Here is a 22,669-nt window from a genome sequence, read left to right as displayed (position 1 = left end):
AGGGGGCGAAATAGCGGGAGAAGTAATAAAGAAGTAACGAAAGAAGTGATGGCGAGATTAGGGAAAAACCTCAGGAAAACGGGCGGATACGCTAGAATCTTGGGGTTGACAGCCCCCGCTTCAAGCCGTTTCCAACGGCTTCGGGCCGATCCCGGCCAGAACGGGACGGGGCCTGCCAGCCGCCAGCGCAGTCCGGAGCATTCTACGCCTTCCCGTTTTCTTTCATTGCCGACCACGAGATTCCAAATGAGTTTGTTTTCTGCCGTCGAGATGGCCCCGCGCGACCCGATCCTGGGCCTCAACGAAGCCTTCAATGCCGACACCCGCGCCACCAAGGTCAACCTGGGCGTTGGCGTGTACTTCACCGACGAAGGGAAAATCCCCCTGCTGCGCGCCGTCCAGGAGGCAGAAAAAGCCCGTCTGACTACCGCCACCCCGCGTGGCTACCTGCCGATCGAAGGCATCGCCGCCTATGACCAGGCCGTGCAGACGCTGCTGTTCGGCAAGGAATCGCCGCTGATCACCGAAGGCCGCGTGGTGACGGCCCAGGCACTGGGCGGCACCGGCGCGCTGAAGATCGGCGCCGACTTCCTCAAGCGCCTGTACCCGGACGCCAAGGTCGCCATCAGCGACCCGAGCTGGGAAAACCACCGCGCGCTGTTCGAAGCCGCCGGCTTCCCGGTGGTCAACTACGCCTACTACGATGCTGCCAGCCACGGCCTGAACTTCGCCGGCATGGTGGAATCGCTGAAGTCGTACCCGGCCAACACCATCGTCGTGCTGCACGCCTGCTGCCATAACCCGACCGGCGTGGACCTGTCGCCCGAGCAGTGGAAGCAAGTGGTGGAACTGGTCAAGGAACGCAACCTGATTCCGTTCCTGGACATGGCCTACCAGGGCTTCGCCGACGGCATCGACGCCGACGGCGCCGCCGTGCGCCTGTTCGCCGACTCCGGCCTGCCCTTCTTCGTGTCGAGCTCGTTCTCGAAGAGCTTCTCGCTGTACGGCGAGCGCGTGGGCGCGCTGTCGATCGTCACCACCGCCAAGGAAGAAGCCCAGCGCGTGATGTCGCAGGTCAAGCGCGTGATCCGCACCAACTACTCCAACCCGCCGACGCACGGCGGCACCGTGGTCGCTACCGTGCTGAACAGCCCGGAACTGCGCGCCATGTGGGAAGAAGAGCTGGCCGAAATGCGCGACCGCATCAAGCTGATGCGCCATGCGCTGGTGGACAAGCTGGCCGCCAAGGGCGTGCCGGGCGACTTCTCCTTCGTCAAGGCCCAGCGCGGCATGTTCTCGTACTCGGGCCTGACCTCGGCCCAGGTGGACCGCCTGCGCAACGAGCACGGCATCTACGCGGTCGGCACCGGCCGCATCTGCGTGGCGGCGCTGAACAGCCGCAACATCGATGCGGTGGTCAATGCGATCGCAGCGGTGATGTAACGCGGCCGGCGTTGCTGCAGGGCAACGGGCGGCAAGGCGTCGCAACTGGCGCAAACATCACAAAGCGTCACAAAAAAAGCGGCTTCGGCCGCTTTTTGCATTTGTTTTCAGTCTTGTAGGACAGTGTCATCCAAAAATCAGGCCAATGCCTTATTGTGTTCCGCAGATACGGAAGTACCTTAAGGTATATGCTGCGAAGCAAGATCGTTAGCACGGTCGTTCGATAACGGGCATAATCCGCGACACGATCCCAGGTGTATTGTCAGTACATTAGTACTTGGTGGTACGTGACCAGAAGTAAGACCAGGCAGAAACGGCATGCTCTACCAATTGCATGAGTTCCAGCGCTCGATCCTGCACCCGCTCACCGCATGGGCGCAGGCGACCGCCAAGACATTCACCAATCCCCTCAGCCCAATGTCACTGGTGCCCGGCGCTCCCCGCCTGGCTGCCGGCTATGAGCTGCTGTACCGGCTCGGCAAGGAATACGAAAAACCCGGCTTCGACATCAAGTCGGTGCGCTCCAACGGGCGCGACATCCCCATCGTCGAGCAGTCGGTGCTGGAAAAGCCGTTCTGCAAGCTGCTGCGCTTCAAGCGTTATGCGGACGATCCGGAAACCATCAAGCTGCTGAAGGACGAGCCGGTGGTGCTGGTGTGCGCGCCGCTGTCGGGCCACCATGCCACGCTGCTGCGCGACACCGTGCGCACGTTGCTGCAGGACCACAAGGTCTACGTGACCGACTGGATCGACGCGCGCATGGTGCCGATTGAGGACGGCGCCTTCCACCTTTCGGACTACATCTACTACATCCAGGAATTCATCCGCCATATCGGCGCCGAGAACCTGCATGTGGTCTCGGTGTGCCAGCCGACCGTGCCGGTGCTGGCCGCGATCTCGCTGATGGCCTCCGCCGGCGAGACCACGCCGCGCACCATGACCATGATGGGCGGCCCGATCGATGCCCGCAAGAGCCCGACCGCGGTCAACTCGCTGGCCATCAACAAGTCGTTCGAGTGGTTCGAGAACAACGTGATCTACACCGTGCCGGCCAACTACCCTGGCCATGGCCGCCGGGTGTATCCGGGCTTCCTGCAGCATGCCGGCTTCGTGGCGATGAACCCGGACCGGCACCTGTCCTCGCACTATGACTATTACCTGAGCCTGGTCGAGGGCGACGCCGACGACGCCGAGGCGCATGTGCGCTTCTACGACGAATACAATGCGGTGCTGGACATGGCCGCCGAGTATTACCTCGACACCATCCGCGAAGTGTTCCAGGAATTCCGCCTGGCCAACGGCACGTGGGCGATCGATGGCAAGCCGGTGCGGCCGCAGGATATCCAGGGCACCGCGCTGATGACGGTGGAGGGCGAACTGGACGATATCTCGGGCGCGGGCCAGACCGCCGCCGCGCACGACCTGTGCAGCGGCATTCCGAAAGACCGCAAGCAGCACGTGACCGCGCCGCGATGCGGCCACTACGGGATTTTCTCGGGCCGGCGCTGGCGCGAGAACATCTATCCGGACCTGCGCGATTTCATCCGCAAGTACCACCAGCCCGCGGCGAAATAACGCTGCCGCAGACAGGACAACGCCCGCAATCGCGGGCGTTTCTTTTTATGGCGCGCTCTCGGGGCAGCAGGAGCGCTTCAGGTAGCAGAGCAGCATCTCCGTATGCAATTCGGCAAAGCGCTCGTGCTCGTGCTGCGACGCCACGTCGCGGCCGGTCACGGCGCTGATGGTGTAGCGGTTGGACAGCACGTAGTAACCCAGCGCCGAGATCGTCAGGTAGAACTGCGGCACGTCGATATTGTCGCGGAACACGCCCTGCTGCTGGCCCCTGTGGATCACGTCGGCCAGCACGTCCACGATCGGGTTGATCAGCTGCTGCAGCTGCGCGGATTTCTTCAGGTGGCGGGCTTCGTGCAGGTTCTCGCTGTTGATCAGGCGGATGAACTCGGGATGCTGGTAATACCAGTCCCAGACAAAACGGGCCAGCGCGCGCACGCCGGCGATCGGGTCTTCGTCGACCAGGTGCAGCTTCTCTTCGGCGGCGCGGAATTCGGCGTACTGTTTTTCCAGCACGGCCAGGAACAACCCTTCCTTGCTGCCATAGTAGTAATACAGCATGCGTTCGTTGGTTTCCGCGCGCCGGGCAATCTGGTCGACGCGGGCGCCGGCCAGACCACCCTTGGCGAATTCCTCGGTGGCCGCAGCGAGGATGCGTCGGCGCGTCCCTTCGGGGTCGCGTTTGGTCTTGGTCTCTGTTGACATGGATGGCAGGTCGATCGTTGCGCGGATTATGGCACACGCCGGAATGCGGCAGTCCGGCTGCGCGACGCGCATCATCGCCGTTTCTGTCCATCGGCGAAATCGGGGATAATCCTTGCGGCGCGAGGGCTCGAAGAAGCCCGGCCGGGCCGCTGAGGCCCGCCGGCGATGGTTTCGCGGGACGATTGTGCCCCGATGCAAGCCCCTTGGGGGTTCGCCGGGCCGCAATTGTGTCACCAAGCACGCACAACGCCGCATGCATCCCATCAATATCCAGTCCGGTCCCGATCCCGTTTGTCTCCTGAATTCCAGCCTGTTGTCGTGAATCCCGCCGTCAAGACCCTTGCCGACCGCATCGAGGCCCTGCTGCCCCAGACCCAGTGCACCAAATGCGGATTCAACGGTTGCCGCCCCTATGCCGAGGCCATGGCCGCCGGCGAGGCGGCCTGCAACCGCTGCCCGCCGGGTGGCGCGGAAGGGGTGCGCCGGCTGGCCGGGGTGCTCGGCGCCGAACCCTTGCCGCTCGATCCCGAACGCGGCACCGAGCAACCGCGCGCGGTGGCGCTGATTGACGAAAACCTGTGTATCGGATGCACCCTTTGCATCCAGGCATGCCCGGTCGACGCCATCGCCGGCGCCGCCAAGCAGATGCATACGGTGATTCCCGAGCTGTGCACCGGCTGCGACCTGTGCGTGGCGCCCTGCCCGGTCGACTGCATCGCCATGATCCCGGTCACCGGCGAGCGCACCGGCTGGGAGGCGTGGTCGCAGGCCCAGGCCGATGCGGCCCACGAACGCTACCTGGCGCGCCAGGCCCGGCTGGTGCGCGAGCGCGAGGAAAACGACGCGCGCCTGGCCGCCAAGGCCGCGGCCAAGCTGGCCGCGGTGCAGGCCGAAGCCCCGCAAGATGACGCCGAGCGCGCCGCGCAGGAACGCAAGCGCGCCATCATCCAGGCTGCGATCGAGCGCGCCCGCCAGAAGCAGCAGGCCGCGCAACCGCGCAATACGGAAAACGTCTCGCCCGCCGTGCAGGCGCAGATCGATGCCGCCGAAGCCCGCCGCGCGCGTGCCGGCCTGACCGAGCCGGCCGCCGGTCCCGGCGCCAAACCCGACCCGGAACAACAACAATGAACGCCGCCAAGTGCCGTGCCATTTTCGAGACGCTGCGCGAAGTCACCCCGGCCCCGACCACTGAACTGGAATACAGCTCGCCGTTCGAGCTGCTGATTGCCGTGCTGCTGTCGGCACAGGCCACCGACGTCGGCGTCAACAAGGCCACGCGCCGGCTGTTCCCGGTCGCCCACACACCGCAGCAGATGCTCGACCTCGGCGAGGCCGGGCTGAGCGAGTACATCAAGACCATCGGCCTGTACAAGACCAAGGCGAAGCATGTCATCGAGACCTGCCGCATCCTGCTCGAGCGGCACGGCGGCAAGGTGCCGCCCGACCGCGAAGCGCTGGAAGCGCTGCCGGGCGTGGGCCGCAAGACCGCCAACGTGGTCCTCAACACGGCTTTCGGCGAGCCCACCATTGCGGTCGATACGCATATCTTCCGGGTCGCGAACCGCACCGGGCTGGCGCCCGGCAAGAACGTGGAGGTGGTCGAGCAGAAACTGCTCAAGTGCGTGCCGCATGAATTCCTGCACGATGCGCACCATTGGCTGATCCTGCACGGCCGCTACGTGTGCAAGGCGCGCAAGCCGGAATGCTGGCACTGCGTGATCGAGCCGCTGTGCGAGTTCAGGGAAAAGACGGAAGCGCCGCAGCTGTAAGCTGCCCTGGCGGCGGCCCTTAGTCCGGCTCGCGCGCCAGCACCATGGCCAGTTGCAGCGCCGTGCGCGCCACCACCTCGACGTCGGGCATGTAGCCCTGTCCGATCCAGCGCAGCGCGACATGGATGACCCCGCCCGCCACGCCGGCTGTCAGCAACGGATCGAGTTGCCGCCCCGGCGGCAGCAGCGCTTGCGCCAGCAGGCCGCCAAATTCGCTCAGCGAATCCGCCAGTGCGCCATCGACCAGCTTGCTGACGCCGCGGATCTCCACCAGGAACACCCGCGCCGAACGCGGCTCGCATTGCAGGGCCCCGAAATAGGCGCGCAGCATCGCCAGCGCCCGGTTGGGGCCGTCGCCGCCTGCCGACTCCCCGGCGCGGGCCAGAGTCTGCAGCAAGCGGTGGGTAACAGCCTGGAACGACGCCAGCAGCAGCGCCTCGCTGTTGGCGAATGACTCGTAGAAATAGCGCTCGGTCAGGCCCGCGGCCTCGCACACGGCCTTGACCGTAGCGTTCTGGTAGCCACGCTCGCCATAGACCTGCACCGCCGCGGCAATCAGCTGGCCCCGGCGCTGGGCGCGCCGTTCCTCGGCTTCGGCGCCGCGGTAGCGGCGTGCGGGAGTGAGCTCGGTGGTCATGCGCGCCATTATGACATTCCCTATTGTCAGATGCCTTGTCATATCGCTTCTGACAACCTATGTTGTCAGAAGCGCCACTCGCCCGGATGCCCGACATGACCGCACCCCACCCCGATGATGCCGTGCTGGATGTCCTGATCGTAGGCGCCGGCCTGTCCGGCATCGGCGCCGCGCGCCACCTGCAGATGCGCTGCCCCGGCAAGCGCTACGCCATCCTGGAAGCCCGCGACGCCATCGGCGGCACCTGGGACCTGTTCCGCTACCCCGGCATCCGTTCCGACTCGGACATGTACACGCTGGGCTACCGCTTCAAGCCCTGGCGCGGCGCCAGGGCCATCGCCGACGGGCCGTCGATCCGCGCCTATATCCGCGAGACCGCCGACGAAGCCGGCATCACGCCGCATATCCGCTTCGGCCACAAGGTCGTCAGCGCCGCCTGGGACAGCGCCGCGGCCTGCTGGACGGTGGAAGCCGAGCGCACGACGGATCACAGCCGTTTGCGCCTGCGCGCCCGCTTGCTTTATGTCTGCGCCGGCTATTACAGCTATGCCGAAGGCCATCGCCCGGCGTTTGCCGACGAGGAAAGGTTCCGCGGTCGCATTGTGCATCCGCAGTTCTGGGACGAATCGCTCGACTACGGCGGCAAGCGCGTGGTGGTGATCGGCAGCGGCGCCACCGCGGTGACGCTGGTGCCGGAGATGGCAAAGCGCGCCGCGCACGTCACCATGCTGCAACGCTCGCCCACCTACATCGTGACGCGCCCCGCCGAGGACGCGATCGCCCGCCAGCTGCGCCGCCTGCTGCCCGAGCGGCTGGCCTACGGTGCCACGCGCTGGAAGAACGTGCTGCTCGGCATGATGTTCTTCCAGCTGGCACGGCGGCGGCCGGAGCGCACCCGGGAAAAGCTGATCGGCATGGCGGCGGCGCAGCTGGCGCCGGGTTTCGACGTCACCAGGCATCTCACGCCCCGCTACAACCCGTGGGACCAGCGCCTGTGCCTGGTGCCCGATGGCGACCTGTTCGGCGCCATCCGCGAGGGCCGTGCCACGGTGGAGACCGATACCATCGACCGGTTCACCAAAGACGGCATCGTGCTGGCCAGCGGCAAGACGCTCGCCGCGGATACCGTCGTCGTAGCCACCGGGCTGAAGCTGAACATGCTGGGCGACATCGCGGTGAGCGTCGACGGCGAGCCGCGCCGCCCCGCCGAGTCGTACGCGTACAAGGGGATGATGCTGAGCGGCGTGCCCAACCTGGTGCTCGCCTTCGGCTACACCAACGCCTCTTGGACGCTCAAGGCCGACCTGACGGCCGAGTACGTTTGCCGCCTGCTGCGCCATATGGATCGCCATGGCCACCGCGTGGCGATGGCGCGCGCGCCGGCCGGCATGCAACCCACGCCGTTCCTGGATTTCACTTCGGGCTATGTGCAACGCGCCGCCACCGTGCTGCCCCGTCAAGGCGACCGCAAGCCATGGCGCGTCTATCAGAACTACCTGAAAGACATGCTGACGATCCGGCACGGGCGCATCGCCGACGGCGTGCTGCAATTCGATGTCGTGCCTTCGTCCACGCAGGCTGGCCGGCCCCGCCGGGACAGCCAGGGCCCTGCCGAAACCACTACCGTGCCGGCCGTTGCCGCCAGCGAGGTGCAATCGTGACTATTGCCCTGACCGTCCTTGGCCTGCTGATCGCTGTGCTCGTGGTGGTGGGCGCGGCGCTATGGCTGTACACGCTGCGCACCGTCCGGCGCATCGAGGCCGCAATGCCGCCGCGTGGACGCTTTGTCGACGTGCCCGGCGCGCGGCTGCACGTGATCGAGCGCGGCCAGGGGCCCGCCGTGCTGCTGGTGCACGGCCTGTCGGGTCAGCTGGAGAACTTCGGCTACGGCATGATCGAACCGCTCGCCCGCCACTTCCGCGTGATCGCCGTCGACCGCCCCGGCGCGGGCCACTCGACGCGCGTGGCAGGCACCGCAGCGGATTTGCCGGCACAGGCCGATGCGCTTGCGGCGCTGTGCAGCCAGCTTGGATTGGAGAAACCGCTGGTGGTCGGCCACTCGCTTGGCGGCGCGATCGCGCTGGCACTGGCCATCCATCACCCGGGGCGCGTCGGCGGCCTGGCGCTGATCGCGCCGCTCACCCATCCGCCCAAGGCGGTTTCGCCGGTGTTCCAGGCGATGACCGTGCCGGGCGCCTTGCGCCGGCTGCTGGCGTGGACGCTGGTGGTGCCGATGTCGGAACGGCGCCGTGAAGACGTCATGGAGATCGTGTTCGGTCCCGACCCGTTCCCGCTCGACTTCCCGACCCGGGGCGGCGGCCTGCTGGCGCTGCGGCCCTCCCATTTCCTCGCCGCTGCCGAAGACCTGATCGGTGCCGCGCGAAGCCTGCCGGCCATGCTGCCGCACTATGGCTCGCTGCGCGTGCCGGTGAGCGTGCTGTTTGGCCGCGATGACCGCATCCTCGACTTTGCCGAGCATGGCGAAGCGCTGGCGGCCAGCGTGCCGGGCGCCACGCTGGCGCTGGTGGACGGCGGCCATATGCTGCCGGTCACCGCCATCGACACCTGTGTCGACTTTGTGCGCGACGCCGCCGCGCCGTTGCATGCCCCGGCCACCGCCCCGGCGCAGTTCGCCTGACGCACGCTGACTCATGCTGACTCACGGATCTCTGCCATGACCACCCCGACCGCCTCCAATCCCTACAAGCAGGATGTCTTCGCCGCGTTCCGGGCCGTGCGCAAGCTGCTGGCGAACGGCAACGACACCGAGCAGGTGTTCCGCATCATGCGCGCGCTGAACGGCCCGTCGATGCCGCGCAACTTCGGCCGCCTGCTGTCCACGCCCGATGGCAGGCGCATGGTCTACCAGCGCATCGAACTGGCCGGGCGCCTGTCCGATCCCGCCTATATCGCCAGCTTCGCCCCGGGCACGGTCGGCGCGGCGTATCGCGCGTTCCTGGAACACACCGGCTACAGCGCGGACGGGCTGGCCAAGGTCTCCAACCTCGACCAGGAGCCGGTGATCGAGGACGCGTACATGTGGTTCGGCCGGCGTACCCGCGACATCCACGACATCTGGCATGTGCTCACCGGCTACCGCGCCGACGAAAGCCTTGGCGAAGCCGCGCTGGTGGCATTCAGCTACGCGCAGACCGGCGGCAAGGGATGGGCCTTCATCGCCATCGCGGCGTCGCTGAAAAGCCTGCGCGTGACCGGCAGCCTGGCCTTTGCGCGCGCCGTGCTGGAGGGCTACCGGCTGGGACGCCGCGCCGCGTGGCTGCTGGGCGAGGACTATGAAAAGCTGTTGCACGAACCGCTCGACGCTGCCCGCGCGCGGCTCGGCATTGCCGCACCCGGGCGTTATCTCGCCTGCCATCCGGTGCAGGAATGGACTGCCTGACGTAGCCGCGCGCCGGAATCAAGGCAAGCACTACCGTCATTCCCGCGCAGGCGGAAACGACAATGGTTAATCGTCAGACGATGCGGCAGGCTTCGTCGAACGACAGGCGCGGCAGGCGCGGATACACCTTGTCGGCAACGCCATAGCCCAGGTTGACCAGGAAGTTGACCGACCACTTGCCATCGGGGAAGAAGGCCGCGTTGACCTTGTCGGCGTCGAAACCGCCCATCGGGCCGCAATCCAGGCCCAGCGCACGTGCGGCCAGGATGAAGTAGCCGCCTTGCAGCGAGCTGTTCATCAGGGCGTCGCGGGCGATTTTCTCGTCGTTGCCGGCATACCAGGCACGCGCGTCGGCGTGCGGGAACAGGCGCGGCAGCTGGTCGTGGAAGGCCTTGTCGAAGGCGATGATCGCGGTGACCGGCGCCGAGCGGGTCTTGTCGACGTTGCCGGCCGACACGCATTCCACCAGGCGCGCCTTCTCGGCCGCGCTCTTGACGAAGACGATGCGGGCCGGGCCGCTGTTGGCAGCGGTCGGGCCGAACTTCATCGCGTCATAGATCTGGTGCAGGACGGCGTCGTCCACGTGCCGGTCCTGCCACACGCTGTGGGTGCGGGCCTCGGTGAACAGTTGCGCCAGCGCGGCTTGGTCGATCTGGGACATGCGGCTCTTTCCTATCCAAGAAATGTCAGAAGCCGCGATTCTACCCAAGGACCGGGATATGCCGCGCCAGCGCCTTTGACCGACCCGTTCAATTCTCTTGCATGTCGCTGCGGGCCGGCGCCGGCGCGCTGCTGCGCCGCGTCAGCCACAGCACCCCGGCCAGGATCAGCCCGCCGCCCAGCGCCTGCGTGCCGCCGACATGCTCGCCCAGCAGCAACGCCGCCAGCAGCACCGTGACCACCGGTTCGAGCGTCGACAGCATCGAAGCCTGCGCCGCGCCGAGCCGTTGCAGCCCGGCAAAGAAGGTCAGGATCGCCAGCACCGTCGACAGCAGCGCGATCGCCGCCAGCGCCAGCCAGCCGCCGGCGCTCGCCGGGAACTGCGGCGGCACGCCCGCGCCAAGGCGCAGCAGGCCGACCGCGCCGTAGACCAGCGCGGCCGCGGTGCAGATCACCGTGGTCGTGGCGATCGGGTTGACGCCGGCGGTCACGCGCGCGCCGACGATGATGTAGACCGAATAGATCACCGCCGCCGCCAGCCCCAGCGCGATGCCCAGCGGCGAACCCTCGCCGCCGCCCACCGTCAGCCCCGCTCCCACCGAGCACAGCACCAGCGCGATCACGGCCGCCGTGGTCAGCCGCTCTTTCAGGAACACCGCGGCCAGGATCGTCACGAACAGCGGGTACAGGTACAGCAGCAGCGCCACCAGGCTGGCCTGCGCATGGTTCAGCGCGCTGAAAAAGCAGAACGACTGGCCAACGTAGCCGATGCCTCCCATCGCCGCCAGCGCCAGCACGCGCCGCCACGGCGGCAGGCCGATGCCGCGCGTGCGCATCACCCACGCCAGCGCTCCCGCCGCGAGCACGAAACGTACGAGCAGCAGGCCGTAGACGTCGGCACCGGCCGCATAGGCAAAGCGCGCAAAGATCGCCATCGCGCCGAAGGCGCTGGCCGACACCGCGATCAGCAGCACGCCGGCAAGCTTGGCGCGGGCCTGTTCCTGGGCGGCGGTGGAGGCAGAGGCGGTCATGAAGGTGGCGGGAAGTCGGCGATCCCGCATTCTACTTGGCGGCGCGGAGGCGCCAGCGCTCGCCGCGCCCCTCGTTTACAATGGCGCCACCATGTTTAATCCCTCACGAGAAGAAGTCCGCCGTTTCTTCTGCGAAGCCTGGCAGAAGCAGATCGCGGGCAGCGTGCTGACGCCGCTGGAAGCCATCGCCGTCGACTGGATCGGCGAGCATCCCGAGTACCACGACCTGCTGCGCGACACCGAAGGCGCGCTGACGCAGGACTACACCCCCGAGCAAGGCCAGACCAACCCCTTCCTGCACCTGGCGATGCACCTGTCGATCTCGGAACAGGTCTCGGTCGACCAGCCACGCGGCATCCGCGAGGCTTACGAGGCGCTTGCGCGCCGGCTCGATTCGCCGCACGAGGCCCAGCACCAGGTGATGGAGTGCCTGGGCGAGATGCTGTGGCAGGCACAGCGCAGCGGCCTGCCGCCGGACGGCGACCAATACGTCGACAGCGTGCGCCGGCGCGCGATGCGCTGAGCCTGCCACGCTGGCTGGCTGCCAGCAGCTTTGCTAACCGTCTCTAACGGTTGCGTACATTTCGTCACAACCCGCTTTCTACCGCGTGGTAGGCTTTGCGGGTTCCGAAATTTCCCAATGCCGCAGCGCGCCGTTCCAGCCGCGCCCCGCGGTGCCCAGCACCATGTCCCGATTGACCCTGCCCCGCCGGCTGGCGCCTGCCAGCCGCGCCGTCGCCCCCCTTTGCCTGTCCCTGGCGTTCGCCTGGCCCCTGGCCGCACACGCCGGCGTGGCGCTGCTGCAGCCGCCACGCGTGATCGACGGCAACCAGCCGCTGACGCTGACGCTGGTGGTCAGCGCCGACGGCGCGACGCGCCGCTACCGGATCCCCGATACGCTGGAAGTCACCGCGTCGAGCGAAATGCAGGCGCCGGTACGGCTGGTACTGTGGCGCGAGGTATCCGGACCCGCCATGGTCAACCTGCGCCGCGGCGAGCACCGTGCCATCCGCTACACCGTGACCCTGCCGCCGCAGCTGCGCGGCCAGGTGCGGCTGGATGCGACCGGCATCGACGCCGCGCCGGTGCTGGTCACGCTGAACCGGCTGCCCCAGCCGGGCGAGGCGGCCACCGCCTCCCCGCCCGCGGTAGCCGCCACGCCGGGGCCTGCTGGCGAAGCCGCTGAGGCGACCCCGGCTCCCGTCACGCCAGTGACCAGCGCAAGCGCCACCGCGCCGGCGCCGGCGGACCTGCGCGACAGCGCGCGCCTGTCCTTCTACGACCCGATGTACTTCACCGTCGGTGCGCACGATGGCGCCAACGCGAAGTTCCAGTTCAGCTTCAAGTACCGGATCTTCCAGGGCGAGGACCCGGCATCCAAAAGCCTGTTCGACAACCTCTACCTCGGCTTCACCCAGTTCTCGCTGTGGGACCTGTCGGAGCAGTCCAAGCCGTTCCGCGACACCAACTACCGGCCGAGCCTGTTCTACTACCTGTCAGATACCGGCGTGCGCAACCGCGCCTTCAGCCGGCTGTCGCTGGCGGCCGGCGTGGAGCACGAGTCCAACGGCCGCAGCGGCGACGAGTCGCGCAGCATCAACACCGTGTTCGTCAAGCCGACGTTTTACATCGGCGACCAGAACGACTGGCACTGGCGCGTCGCGCCAAAGCTCTATGCCTACGTGGAAAAGGGCGACAACCCGGACATCGCCCATTACCGCGGCTACATGGACCTGGGCATCGCCTATGGGCGTCCGGATTCCTGGGAGTTTGCCGCCACGCTGCGCAAGGGCACGCGCAAGTGGTACGGCAGCGTCGATGCGCAGGTCACCTATCCGCTGGCGCGGCTGCTGCCAGGTACCGCGGGTTACCTGATGGCGGGTTACTTCGTCGGCTATGGCGAAAGCCTGCTCGACTACAACCACAAGCTGCCCTGGCAGTTCCGCATCGGCTACGCGCTGTCGCGCTAGAGGCCGGATGCCGCCTGGCTTGCCGGTTCATCCCGCCAGCGGCTTGCCGCCGGCCTTCAGCCGGGCATTGGCCACCGCGGCGGCAAACTGGCCGTGGCCATGCCAGCCGGTGGCACGGCCCAGCTTCTTGCCGTTCTGGAAGAACATGAACACCGGGATGCCGTGCAAGCCGAAGCGCTTGCCCAATGCGGGGTGCTCATAGACGTTGGCGTGCAGCCAGTGCAGGTCCAGTGCCCGGATCGGCTCCGGGTTGGCGAGCATGGCTTTCTTTGCCATCTCGCAATTGAAGCAATCCACGCCCCAGAAGAACACGCACACCAGCGCATCGCCGGCCTGCGCGATCGCGGCGTCGATGCTGGCGTCGTCGACCTGGCGCATGCCGAAGGCCTCGAAGGCGCGATGGTCGAGGTGGGGGGCCGCGGCCTGGTCCGCGGACGGCGCGCCGGCCGGCGATTCGCTTGACATGGTTGGCTCCCGGGTTGGCTCCCGCAAAGGCAAAAAGCAAAACGCCCGGGCCTGAACGGCACCGGGCGCAACGTCAGCCGCCAGGCGGTCCTGGCTTACTTCGGTGCCGCCACCGTCACCAGTGCCGGCCGCAGCACGCGGTCCGCAATGGTATAGCCACGCTGCAGCACGGTGACGACGGTATTGGGTTCCTGGTCGGCCGGCACCATCGAGATGGCCTGGTGGCGGTGCGGGTCGAACTTCTCGCCGACCGGGTTCAGTTCCACGATCTTGCCGCGCTCGAACGCGGCGGCCAGCTGGCGCGCGGTCAGTTCGACGCCTTCGCGCAGCTTGGCGATGTCGCCCGAGCCGTCCGCCAGCGCGGCCTGCAGGCTGTCCATCACCGGCAGCAGGTTGTCGGCGAAGTTCTCGATGGCGAATTTGTGGGCCTTGGTGACGTCTTCCTGCGCCCGGCGGCGGATATTCTCGCCTTCCGCGACCGCGCGCATGTACAGGTCGTAATGCTCACGCGCCTTGGCTTCCAGGGCGGCCAGCTGGGCCGCCACGTCCTCCACGGCGGCAGCCTCCGGCGCGGCGCTCTCCTGCGCGGCGGCAGCGCTGGCTTCGTCGTTGGGCGTCGGGTTGGATGGCGTCTGCTTCTGTTCTTCCATGTCGATCCGTATCAATGCATTGGCGCGGCCGTCCGTGGGCACGGCCGCGGTGGGTCAATCGGCGTGTTTAGCGGCAATTGGTGGCGTCGCGCCGGATTTCAAGAGTGGCGCCGGCGAGACGCGGAAACAAGCGGTTACAAAGGCGTGAGTTATGCAATTGGCGCCTTATTGCCTTGCTGCACTGCACTCACTACCATTCTCATTAAGAAAAATGACAAAAATGATGGGAGCCTGGAGATGGTTCATTTTTGTGCCTCTTCCGAAAGGTTGGCCATGCATAAGCTGCCAGTCGTGACGCTCTGCCTCGTGGCCGCCCTGGCGGTCATGACCGCCTTTATCTGCCTGTCCGGCGCCTTCACGCCGCGCGATACCGAGTATGGCAGTGGCAAGGCGGTGTTCAAGCACTACATCGTTCCTATCGTCACCCAGCAAGTCACGCAGGAATAGGCGCCCGCGCAATTTCCCGGCACAAGCCCGCACCGCGGCGGCCCCGGCACCCTGCCGGCGCTGCCGCGTGTCGTTTTGTCCAACACGCTGCCAGCCTCAGTGCCGGAAATCATCGATGCGGCGGCGGTCGCGCTTGGTCGGGCGGCCCTGCAACTGCGCGGCGGGCTCCGGCTGCAGGCGGCGGCGCTCGGCCTCGGCCTGCCGGCGCGCCTGGCTGTCGGCGCTTTCTTCATACAGCGTCTGCGCCACCGGTGCCGGGCCGCGCGCCGGGGCAATGCCCTTGACCTGCAGTTCCCAGCGCTGCTGGTGCGCTTCGAGCGCGACCTTGTCGCCGGGCCGCACTTCGCGCGAATTCTTGACCAGCTGCCCGTTGACAGTCACCTTGCCGCGCTCCACCGCCTCGGCCGCAAGCGAGCGCGTCTTGAAGAAACGCGCGCACCATAGCCATTTGTCGATGCGCTGGCGCGCATCCGCTTCGTAATCCACGTTCATGCTGCGGCTCCCCGGGTCTGCGCGCGCGAGCGGCGCGCTTCCAGTTCATGCGGGTGCGGCGTATCGAGCGGCCAGCCCTGCAGGTGCTGCAGGGCAATCTCCGCCATCGCCGCCACCCACGGCGCCGCGTCGTTCAGGCAAGGAATAAAGTGGAAATCCTTGCCGCCCGCGACCTTGAACTCGGTCTGCCCTTCCATCGCGATTTCCTCCAGCGTCTCGATGCAGTCTGCCGGGAAGCCCGGGCAGAACACATCGACCCGGCCGGCGCCAACCTTGCCGAGTTCGGCCAGCGTCGGGGCCGTGTACGGCTGCAGCCACTCCGCCTTGCCGAAACGAGACTGGAACGTCACCTGGTACTGCCCCGGCTGCAGGCCCAGCGCGTCACCCAGCAGCCGGCCGGTCTTCAGGCACTCGCAGTGATACGGGTCCCCCAGCTCCAGCGTGCGCCGCGGCACGCCGTGGAACGACAGGATCAGCTTGTCGCCGCGCGCGAAGTCGGGCATGCCATGCTGTGACCAGTAGGCCCCGACCTGCTGGTGCAGCGCCGAGATATAAGCCGGGTGGTCATGGAAATGTTTGACCAGCCGCAGCTCGGGCTGGTTGCGCCATTGGCCGAGCACGCGGAACACTTCGTCGAACGCGGTCGCGGTAGTGGTGCCGGAGTACTGCGGATACATCGGCAGCACCAGCACCTGCTCGCAGCCCTGGCGGCGCAGCGCCTCCATCACCGAGGCGATCGACGGGTTGCCGTAGCGCATGGCGCACGCCACCGTGACCTCGTGGCCGTTCTGGTTCAGCAGCCGCTGCAGCGCATGCGCCTGGCGCTCGCTGTAGACCAGCAGCGGCGAGCCGGTCATATGCGCCTCGCGCAGCCAGATCGACTCGTACTTCAGCGCCGATGCACGCGAGCGCAGCGGCAGGATCACGCCATGCAACAGCGGCAGCCAGGCGGCGCGCGGGATCTCGACCACGCGCGGGTCGGACAGGAATTCCTTCAGGTAGCGCCCCACTGCCTTCGGCGTGGGTGCATCGGGAGTACCCAGGTTGACCAGCAGGATCGCCGTGCGCGGCGCCTGTCCGTGCTGGTAGACCGGTTCGGGTGAAAACGTCATGTCGCTTCCGGGTTGGCGCACGGCCGGGAGCGCGCCACGGCGGCGCGCCGGCGCAGGCGGCGCTCGGCAGGAATGGGGCAGCTTGTCAGGCCAGCCTGCCGCGTCACTGGTTCTGGCTCAGCGCGCTGGACAGCAGCCGCGCGGTGATGTCGACGATCGGGATCACGCGCTCATACGCCATGCGTGTCGGGCCGATCACGCCGAGGGTGCCGACGATCTGCCCGTCGACCTCGTACGGCGCGGTGATGACCGCCATGTCTTCCAGCGGCACCAGCTGGCTTTCACCGCCGATGAAGATCTGCACGCCCTGCGCGTGGCTGGAAACGTCGAGCAGCTGCAGCAGGCTGGTCTTGTGCTCGAACACGTCGAACAGCCGGCGCAGCTTGTCCATGCTGGAAGACAGGTCTTCCACTTCCAGCAGCTTGCGCTCGCCGCTGATATAGACGTGGTCGTCTTCCTCGTCCTCGGCCACGCTGCCTGCCTCGACCGCGGCCTGCATCAGCTGCGACATGTCGCGGCGCAGGTCCCGCAGCTCGACGCGCAGGTGGCCGCGCACGGCGTCGAAGCTCATGCCGGCGTAGTGCGAGTTGAAGTAGTTGGCCGCCTCGATCAGCTGGGCCGGGGTGTATGCCAGTTCGGTCTGGATGATCCGGTTCTGCACATCGCCCTCGGGACTGACGATGATCAGCAGGATGCGCTTCTCGGACAGGCGCATGAATTCGATCTGCCGGAACGCCTGCGCACGCCGGGGCGTCATCACCACGCCGGCGAAGTGCGACAGGTTGGACAGCGTGCGCGCCGCCGTCGTGATCATGCGCTGCGGCCCGAGCTGCTGGCCGCCGAGCTGGCCCTGGATCTGGCCGGTCAGCTCGGCCAGGTCGGCGTTGCGCTCCAGCGGCTTGGCCGTCAGCATGGAATCGACGAACAGCCGGTACCCGCGCGGCGTCGGGATGCGGCCTGCCGACGTGTGCGGGCTGGCGATAAAGCCCATTTCCTCCAGGTCGGACATCACATTGCGGATGGTCGCCGGCGACAGGTCCAGCCCCGAGTACTTCGACAGGGTGCGGGATCCGACCGGCTGGCCTTCGGCGATGTAGCGCTCGATCAGGGTCTTGAGCAGCGTTTTGGAACGTTCATCCATGATGCCCCGATTTTACGCAAGTTTTAGACCTTCTGGCGCCCCGCCTGGGTTGCGGCGGCGCCGCCTGCTGGCAACGGCAGCGGCGGTATGGTCTAATCCCGGCATGTCCGCGCCCCAGAGAGCCAGCGCCTTGCGCACTTCGTTCCACACCGTCGCCCTGGTGGGCCGCTACTCGACTGCCGGCATCGAAGGACCGCTGGAGGAGATCGCCTCTTATATCCTGCGCAATGGCCAGGATGTGGTGTTCGAGCGCGAAACCGCGCTGGCCACCGGGCTGACCGCCTACCCTGCCCTGTCGGCCGAGGAAATCGGCCAGCACGCCGACGTGGCGGTGGTGCTGGGCGGCGACGGCACGCTGCTGGGCATCGCCCGCCAGCTGGCCGGCCACGACGTGCCGCTGATCGGGGTCAACCACGGGCGGCTCGGCTTCATGACCGACATCGCGCTGGAAGACGTGCACACGGTGCTGCCCGACATGCTCGACGGCCGCTACGAGGCCGAGAACCGGCTGCTGCTCGAGTCACGCGTGGTACGCGACGACAGCATCATTTTTTCCGCGCTGGCGCTGAACGACGTGGTGGTGAACCGCTCGGGCATTTCCGGCATGGTCGAGCTGGCCGTGTCCGTGGACGGCAACTTCATGTACAACCAGCGTTCGGACGGCCTGATCGTGTCGACCGCGACCGGCTCGACCGCCTACGCGCTGTCCGCCGGCGGCCCGATCCTGCACCCGACGCTGTCGGGCGTGGTGCTGGTGCCGATCGCCCCGCATGCGCTGTCGAACCGGCCGATCGTGCTGCCGCACGATGCGGAGGTCACCATCGAGGTCGCCAGCGCGCGCGACGCCAGCGTCAACTTCGACATGCAGTCGCTGACCTCGCTGCTGCCCGGCGACCGCATCGTGGTGCGGCGCTCGGAGAAGAGCATCAACCTGCTGCACCCGGTGGGCTACAACTACTACGCCACGCTGCGCAAGAAGCTGCACTGGCACGAATACCCGTCCGAAGACAACCGCCTCTGAGCCGCCCCCAGAGCCCGAGCTAGCCACCCCGACCCATCGCCAGCCCGCCCTCCCGGACCGATCCCACTTCCCGCCACGATGCTGCGCAGCCTGTCCATCCGCGATTTCGTCATCGTCGACTCGCTCGACCTGGATTTCACCTCCGGCTTCACCGTCTTCACCGGCGAGACCGGCGCCGGCAAGTCGATCCTGATCGACGCCCTGGCCCTGGTGCTGGGTGAGCGCGCCGACGCCGGCATCGTGCGCGAAGGCGCCCCACGCGCCAGCATCAGCGCCACGTTCACGACCCACCCGGCGCTCGACGCCTGGCTGGCCGAGCGCGAGCTCAATGCCGCCGATGGCGACGATGACGACGGCGCCGGCTCGGTGCTGCTGCGCCGCACGGTCGATGCCGGCGGCCGCAGCAAGGCCTTTATCAACGGCGCCGCGGCCACGCTGGCGCAGTTGCGCGAAGTGGGCGACCAGCTGGTCGACATCCACGGCCAGCACGCGCACCAGCTGCTGCTGCGCCCGGATGCCCAGCGCCTGCTGTTCGATGCCCACGCCGGGCTGACCCAGCAGGCCGGCGCGGTGGCCGAGGCCTGGCGCGCGTGGCGCGCCTGCGTGCGCCAGCGCGAGGCGGTCGAGCACCAGTCGCGCGAGATGCAGCTCGAGCGCGAGCGGCTGGAGTGGCAGGTGGGCGAGCTCGACAAGCTCAACCCGCAGCCGGGCGAATGGGAAGAGATCCAGGCCGAGTACAACCGCCTGTCGCACGCCGCCGGGCTGATCGACGGCAGCCGCGCGGCGCTGGACGCGCTGTCCGAGGCCGACGGCTCGGTGCTGTCGGCGCTGAACACGATCGTGCACCGGCTGCAGCAGCTGGCCGACGTCGACCCGGCGCTGCGCGACGTGCTGGCCGCGCTCGAGCCGGCCCAGGTGCAGGCCGAGGAAGCCGCGCACTCGCTGACCCGCTACGTCGACCGGCTCGAGCTGGATCCGGAACGGCTGCAGGCCGTCGAAGAACGCATGCACGCGCTGCACGCCACCGCGCGCAAGTACCGCCTGCCTCCCGAGCAGCTGCCCGATGAGCTGCTGGCGCGCCGCCAGCAGCTCGACGACCTGCAGGCCGCGCAGGACCTGAACAAGGTGATGGCGCGCGAAGCCGCCGCCAAGGCCGCCTACCTGACGCTGGCGCAGCACCTCAGCCATGCGCGCTCGCAGGCGGCGCAGGCGCTGTCGGCCGCGGTCACCGAGGCCATGCAGGGCCTGTCGATGGCGGGCGGCAGCTTCGTCGCCGCGCTGAACACGCTGGAAGAAGGCCAGAGCTACGGCCTGGAGCAGGTCGAGTTCCTGGTGGCCGGCCATGCCGGCGTCAGCGCGCGGCCGCTGGCGCGGGTCGCGTCCGGCGGCGAACTGGCGCGCATCAGCCTGGCGATCTCGGTCATCACCAGCGAGGCCTCGCCCACGCCGACGCTGATCTTCGACGAAGTCGACACCGGCATCGGCGGCGCCGTCGCCGAAGTGGTCGGCCGGCGCCTGCAGGAACTGGGCCGCGCGCGCCAGGTGCTGTGCGTGACCCACTTGCCGCAGGTCGCCGCGCAGGCCGGCACGCACCTGCTCGTCAGCAAGGAAACCACCGATGGCGGTGAGGGCTCGGTCACGCGCTCGGTTACTCGTTCGCGTATCCGCGTACTCGACCCGGCCGGGCGCGTGGTCGAGACCGCTCGCATGCTGGGCGGCGCCACCGTCACCGCGACCACGCTGCAGCATGCCGAAGAGATGCTGGCACAAGGCGCCGAGGCCCAGGCCGGCGCCCCGCTGCGCGGCACGGCAAAGGAAGGCCGGCGCGGCCGCCGCGCCGCCGGCTGACGCTTGCCGCCGCGCGCCCGCATCGGCCTACCGAACCCACTTTCACAGGAGCCCCACCATGACCCGCCACGCGCCGCCGGCAGGCCGCCGCCACCGCCCCTTGCGTGCCGTACTGGCCCTGGCCACCGCGGCCACGGCCGCACTGCTGGCACTGTCCGGCTGCAAGGCGCAGTCGGGGCCTTACGCCCCGCCGCCGGGCAGCATCACCGACGACCGCGCGGTGGGCGACATCATGGTCAAGTTCAAGCCGCCCGCGGTCGACATGTCCGAGGATGCCGGCAAGCTGCTGGCCGAGATCAAGGGCCCGATCCGCTATGTGGTCAAGCGCCCCATGTCGGGCGGGGTCTGGCTGGTGACGGCGATCTCCAAATCGGCGGATGCCACCATCGACCAGGCAGTGGATACGCTGCGCGCCACCCCACGTATCGAGACCGCCGAGCCGGACCGGATGATCCAGCCCAACCGTACCATGCCGACCAGCCGGGACATGCCCAAGAGCTGAGCCGGCGCCCCGGGCCTGTCCGCAAGCGGTGGGTTCTAAACCTTCGGTAGCCCTTGCACAACCGCGGCGGATCGTATTCCCTACATAGCATCCCCTTGCGCGGCCGATGCCGCGCGGAGTGCACCTGGAGGAATACATGCCGCATCCCGCGCAGTCCGTGTTCCGTCGCTGCATCCCGGTCTATCGATGGCGGGCATCCCTGGTTGCCATCGCCGCACTGTGCGCCGCGGCACCGACCAACGCGGCATTCGCGGCCAGCGCCTCCACTTCGGCTTCCACCTATACTGGCCAGATCATCGTGCGCTGGCGCGATGGCACGGCCCCCACCGTCACGCCAGACGCGGCCGGCAAGGCACCGGCCGCCTCGGCCGAGGCGGCGCAGCCAGCAAGCCGGCTGCAGCAGTTGCGCGAGCGCACCGGCATCGCCGCCACGCTGCGCCGGCCCATGGGCGGCAACATGGACCTGCTGCAGGTGCCCGACGAACTCGCCACCGACCCGGAAGCCGCGGCCGCACGACTGCGCCAGGATCCGCGCGTGGCCGACGCCGTGCCGGACCGCTGGCTGCGGCTGCATGACACCCTGCCCAACGACCCGGAATTCCGCGCCAACCAGCCGTACCTGATGGGCACCGGCACCGCGGTCGGCGGCGTCAACCTGCCGCGCGCATGGGACCGCACGCGCGGCAGCAGCGGCATCGTGATCGCGGTGGTCGATACCGGCACGCTGCCCCATCCCGACCTGGCCGCGCGGCTGCTGCCGGGCTATGACTTCATCAGCAGCACCACTGTCTCCAACGATAACGACGGGCGCGACGGCGATGCCACCGATGCCGGCGACAACGTCCCATCCGGCTTCACCTGCCCGGGCAGTTCCTCGCCGACCACCGAAGCCACGGCCAACAGCTGGCACGGCACGCGCGTGGCAAGCGTGCTGGGCGCGGCCACCGACAACGGCGAAGGCATCGCCGCGGTGGACTGGAGCGCGCGCATCCTGCCGGTGCGGGTCTCGGGGCGGTGCGGCGCGCTGCTGTCCGATACCGTCGATGGCATGCGCTGGGCGGGCGGCATGCCGGTGCCCAATGTGCCGGCCAACCCGACGCCGGCGCGCGTGGTCAATATCAGCCTTGGCGGCGGCACCTGCAGCAGCATCGAGCAGCAGGCGGTCAACGACCTGAACGCGCGCGGCGTCGTGGTGGTCGCCGCGGCAGGCAACAACCGTGGCGCGGTCGAGGCGCCGGGCGACTGCAACGGCGTGATCGCGGTGACGGCCCATGCCAACGACGGAGAGAACGCGACCTATGCCAATGTCGGCCCGCAGGTCGCGATCAGCGCGCCAGGCGGCGGCTGCGGCAACTCGCGCGTACAGAACGGAGCCTGCACATCGACGCCGTCGGTGATCCGCACGCTCGGCAACAACGGCGAAACGTCGGTCGGCGCATACACGGTATCGTCGTCGCAGGGCACGAGCTTCGCGGCGCCGATGGTGTCGGGCGTGGTCGCGATGATGTTTGCGCTGAATGGGTCGCTGTCGCCGGCGCAGGTGACCGCGGCGCTGAAGTCCTCGGCGCGGCCGCATCCATCCGGCACCTTCTGCACCACCAATCCAGGCGTGTGCGGCGCCGGCCTGCTGGATGCCGACAACGCGCTGGCCGCCGCTGTGTCGGCCCCGCCGGCGGCCGCCGCACCGGCACCGTCCGATGACGGCGGCGGCGGTGCGGTGCCACGCTGGCTTGCGCTCGCGCTGGCCTGCACGGGCCTGCTCGGCTTCGCGCTGCGCCGGCGCGCATAAAAGTTGCCCTGCCAG

General features: G+C 68.1%; 23 protein-coding genes. 14 read left to right on the top strand and 9 right to left on the bottom strand.

What is annotated here, in order from left to right:
- The first annotated feature begins 246 nt into the window (after positions 1 to 246).
- Positions 247 to 1,443 carry an amino acid aminotransferase gene (locus JTE92_RS17400; RefSeq protein ID WP_063238402.1) on the top strand — a complete coding sequence of 399 codons (1,197 nt, stop codon included), beginning with the start codon at positions 247 to 249 and terminating at the stop codon, positions 1,441 to 1,443.
- A gap of 318 nt (positions 1,444 to 1,761) precedes the next feature.
- Positions 1,762 to 3,018, top strand: a complete 1,257-nt coding sequence (locus JTE92_RS17395) for a polyhydroxyalkanoate depolymerase (protein ID WP_063238401.1) — start codon at positions 1,762 to 1,764, stop codon at positions 3,016 to 3,018.
- A gap of 45 nt (positions 3,019 to 3,063) precedes the next feature.
- On the opposite strand, the gene JTE92_RS17390 is transcribed toward JTE92_RS17395, so the two are convergent.
- Positions 3,064 to 3,720 (bottom strand): TetR/AcrR family transcriptional regulator, encoded by a 657-nt coding sequence (locus JTE92_RS17390; protein ID WP_063238697.1) that lies wholly within the window; start codon positions 3,718 to 3,720, stop codon positions 3,064 to 3,066.
- Positions 3,721 to 4,038: 318 nt separating this feature from the next.
- Here JTE92_RS17390 and rsxB point away from each other — a divergent pair, with 318 nt between their 5' ends.
- Positions 4,039 to 4,848: an electron transport complex subunit RsxB gene (gene rsxB, locus JTE92_RS17385; RefSeq protein ID WP_063238400.1), complete on the top strand. Its 810-nt coding sequence runs from the start codon at positions 4,039 to 4,041 to the stop codon at positions 4,846 to 4,848.
- The gene (gene nth, locus JTE92_RS17380) at positions 4,845 to 5,489 is read left to right on the top strand and encodes an endonuclease III (RefSeq protein WP_063238399.1); all 645 of its coding nucleotides are present in this window, start codon (positions 4,845 to 4,847) and stop codon (positions 5,487 to 5,489) included. The genes rsxB and nth overlap by 4 nt, the downstream gene beginning before the upstream one ends.
- Before the next feature lie 19 nt (positions 5,490 to 5,508).
- Here nth and JTE92_RS17375 read toward each other — a convergent pair whose 3' ends face one another.
- Complete coding sequence (locus JTE92_RS17375; protein WP_063238398.1) at positions 5,509 to 6,135, bottom strand: TetR/AcrR family transcriptional regulator; 627 nt, start codon at positions 6,133 to 6,135, stop codon at positions 5,509 to 5,511.
- Positions 6,136 to 6,221: 86 nt separating this feature from the next.
- Here JTE92_RS17375 and JTE92_RS17370 point away from each other — a divergent pair, with 86 nt between their 5' ends.
- From JTE92_RS17370 to JTE92_RS17360, 3 genes are read left to right on the top strand one after another with little or no spacing between them, the layout of a single operon-like run.
- Positions 6,222 to 7,787, top strand: a complete 1,566-nt coding sequence (locus JTE92_RS17370) for a flavin-containing monooxygenase (RefSeq protein WP_063238397.1) — start codon at positions 6,222 to 6,224, stop codon at positions 7,785 to 7,787.
- Positions 7,784 to 8,764 carry an alpha/beta fold hydrolase gene (locus JTE92_RS17365; RefSeq protein WP_063238396.1) on the top strand — a complete coding sequence of 327 codons (981 nt, stop codon included), beginning with the start codon at positions 7,784 to 7,786 and terminating at the stop codon, positions 8,762 to 8,764. The genes JTE92_RS17370 and JTE92_RS17365 overlap by 4 nt, the downstream gene beginning before the upstream one ends.
- Before the next feature lie 36 nt (positions 8,765 to 8,800).
- Positions 8,801 to 9,526 (top strand): Coq4 family protein, encoded by a 726-nt coding sequence (locus JTE92_RS17360; RefSeq protein ID WP_063238395.1) that lies wholly within the window; start codon positions 8,801 to 8,803, stop codon positions 9,524 to 9,526.
- 73 nt (positions 9,527 to 9,599) lie between these two features.
- On the opposite strand, the gene JTE92_RS17355 is transcribed toward JTE92_RS17360, so the two are convergent.
- Positions 9,600 to 10,187, bottom strand: a complete 588-nt coding sequence (locus tag JTE92_RS17355) for a malonic semialdehyde reductase (protein ID WP_063238394.1) — start codon at positions 10,185 to 10,187, stop codon at positions 9,600 to 9,602.
- Between the two features lie 88 nt (positions 10,188 to 10,275).
- Positions 10,276 to 11,217, bottom strand: coding sequence for a DMT family transporter (locus JTE92_RS17350; protein WP_063238393.1), 942 nt, complete (start codon positions 11,215 to 11,217; stop codon positions 10,276 to 10,278).
- A 91-nt stretch (positions 11,218 to 11,308) separates the two neighbouring features.
- On the opposite strand from JTE92_RS17350, the gene JTE92_RS17345 reads away from it, so the two are divergent.
- Both JTE92_RS17345 and JTE92_RS17340 read left to right on the top strand, forming a co-directional pair.
- A complete protein-coding gene (locus JTE92_RS17345) occupies positions 11,309 to 11,740 on the top strand; it encodes a DUF1841 family protein (RefSeq protein ID WP_063238392.1) in 432 nt (143 codons plus the stop codon).
- A 163-nt stretch (positions 11,741 to 11,903) separates the two neighbouring features.
- Positions 11,904 to 13,187, top strand: a complete 1,284-nt coding sequence (locus JTE92_RS17340; protein WP_063238696.1) for a phospholipase A — start codon at positions 11,904 to 11,906, stop codon at positions 13,185 to 13,187.
- A gap of 27 nt (positions 13,188 to 13,214) precedes the next feature.
- Here JTE92_RS17340 and JTE92_RS17335 read toward each other — a convergent pair whose 3' ends face one another.
- Positions 13,215 to 13,652, bottom strand: coding sequence for a thioredoxin family protein (locus JTE92_RS17335; RefSeq protein WP_063238391.1), 438 nt, complete (start codon positions 13,650 to 13,652; stop codon positions 13,215 to 13,217).
- 95 nt (positions 13,653 to 13,747) lie between these two features.
- Complete coding sequence (grpE, locus tag JTE92_RS17330; RefSeq protein WP_063238390.1) at positions 13,748 to 14,302, bottom strand: nucleotide exchange factor GrpE; 555 nt, start codon at positions 14,300 to 14,302, stop codon at positions 13,748 to 13,750.
- 273 nt (positions 14,303 to 14,575) lie between these two features.
- Between grpE and JTE92_RS17325 the strand changes: the two genes are divergently transcribed.
- Entirely contained in the window at positions 14,576 to 14,749 is a 174-nt protein-coding gene (locus tag JTE92_RS17325) for a hypothetical protein (RefSeq protein ID WP_169834803.1), read from the top strand.
- Positions 14,750 to 14,845: 96 nt separating this feature from the next.
- Here JTE92_RS17325 and JTE92_RS17320 read toward each other — a convergent pair whose 3' ends face one another.
- From JTE92_RS17320 to hrcA, 3 genes are all read right to left on the bottom strand, one after another.
- On the bottom strand, positions 14,846 to 15,241 hold the full coding sequence (locus JTE92_RS17320) for an RNA-binding S4 domain-containing protein (RefSeq protein ID WP_063238388.1): 396 nt from the start codon (positions 15,239 to 15,241) through the stop codon (positions 14,846 to 14,848).
- A complete protein-coding gene (gene hemH / locus JTE92_RS17315) occupies positions 15,238 to 16,353 on the bottom strand; it encodes a ferrochelatase (protein ID WP_063238387.1) in 1,116 nt (371 codons plus the stop codon). The genes JTE92_RS17320 and hemH overlap by 4 nt, the downstream gene beginning before the upstream one ends.
- Positions 16,354 to 16,456: 103 nt before the next feature.
- A complete protein-coding gene (gene hrcA, locus JTE92_RS17310; protein ID WP_063238386.1) occupies positions 16,457 to 17,494 on the bottom strand; it encodes a heat-inducible transcriptional repressor HrcA in 1,038 nt (345 codons plus the stop codon).
- A gap of 103 nt (positions 17,495 to 17,597) precedes the next feature.
- Here hrcA and JTE92_RS17305 point away from each other — a divergent pair, with 103 nt between their 5' ends.
- The 4 genes from JTE92_RS17305 (at position 17,598) to JTE92_RS17290 (ending at position 22,654) form a co-directional block, all read left to right on the top strand.
- A complete protein-coding gene (locus tag JTE92_RS17305) occupies positions 17,598 to 18,515 on the top strand; it encodes an NAD kinase (protein WP_063238385.1) in 918 nt (305 codons plus the stop codon).
- Between the two features lie 78 nt (positions 18,516 to 18,593).
- Positions 18,594 to 20,363, top strand: a complete 1,770-nt coding sequence (gene recN, locus JTE92_RS17300) for a DNA repair protein RecN (RefSeq protein WP_063238384.1) — start codon at positions 18,594 to 18,596, stop codon at positions 20,361 to 20,363.
- Between the two features lie 58 nt (positions 20,364 to 20,421).
- Positions 20,422 to 20,865: a hypothetical protein gene (locus tag JTE92_RS17295; protein WP_063238383.1), complete on the top strand. Its 444-nt coding sequence runs from the start codon at positions 20,422 to 20,424 to the stop codon at positions 20,863 to 20,865.
- Positions 20,866 to 21,001: 136 nt separating this feature from the next.
- Positions 21,002 to 22,654 carry a rhombosortase-dependent MprA family serine protease gene (locus tag JTE92_RS17290; RefSeq protein WP_063238695.1) on the top strand — a complete coding sequence of 551 codons (1,653 nt, stop codon included), beginning with the start codon at positions 21,002 to 21,004 and terminating at the stop codon, positions 22,652 to 22,654.
- The last annotated feature ends 15 nt before the right edge of the window (positions 22,655 to 22,669 follow it).

Source organism: Cupriavidus oxalaticus (assembly GCF_016894385.1).
Classification (GTDB): Bacteria; Pseudomonadota; Gammaproteobacteria; order Burkholderiales; family Burkholderiaceae; genus Cupriavidus; species Cupriavidus oxalaticus.
Note: the sequence above shows the minus strand (reverse complement) of the source record. Positions and strands in the feature narration are given on the sequence as shown.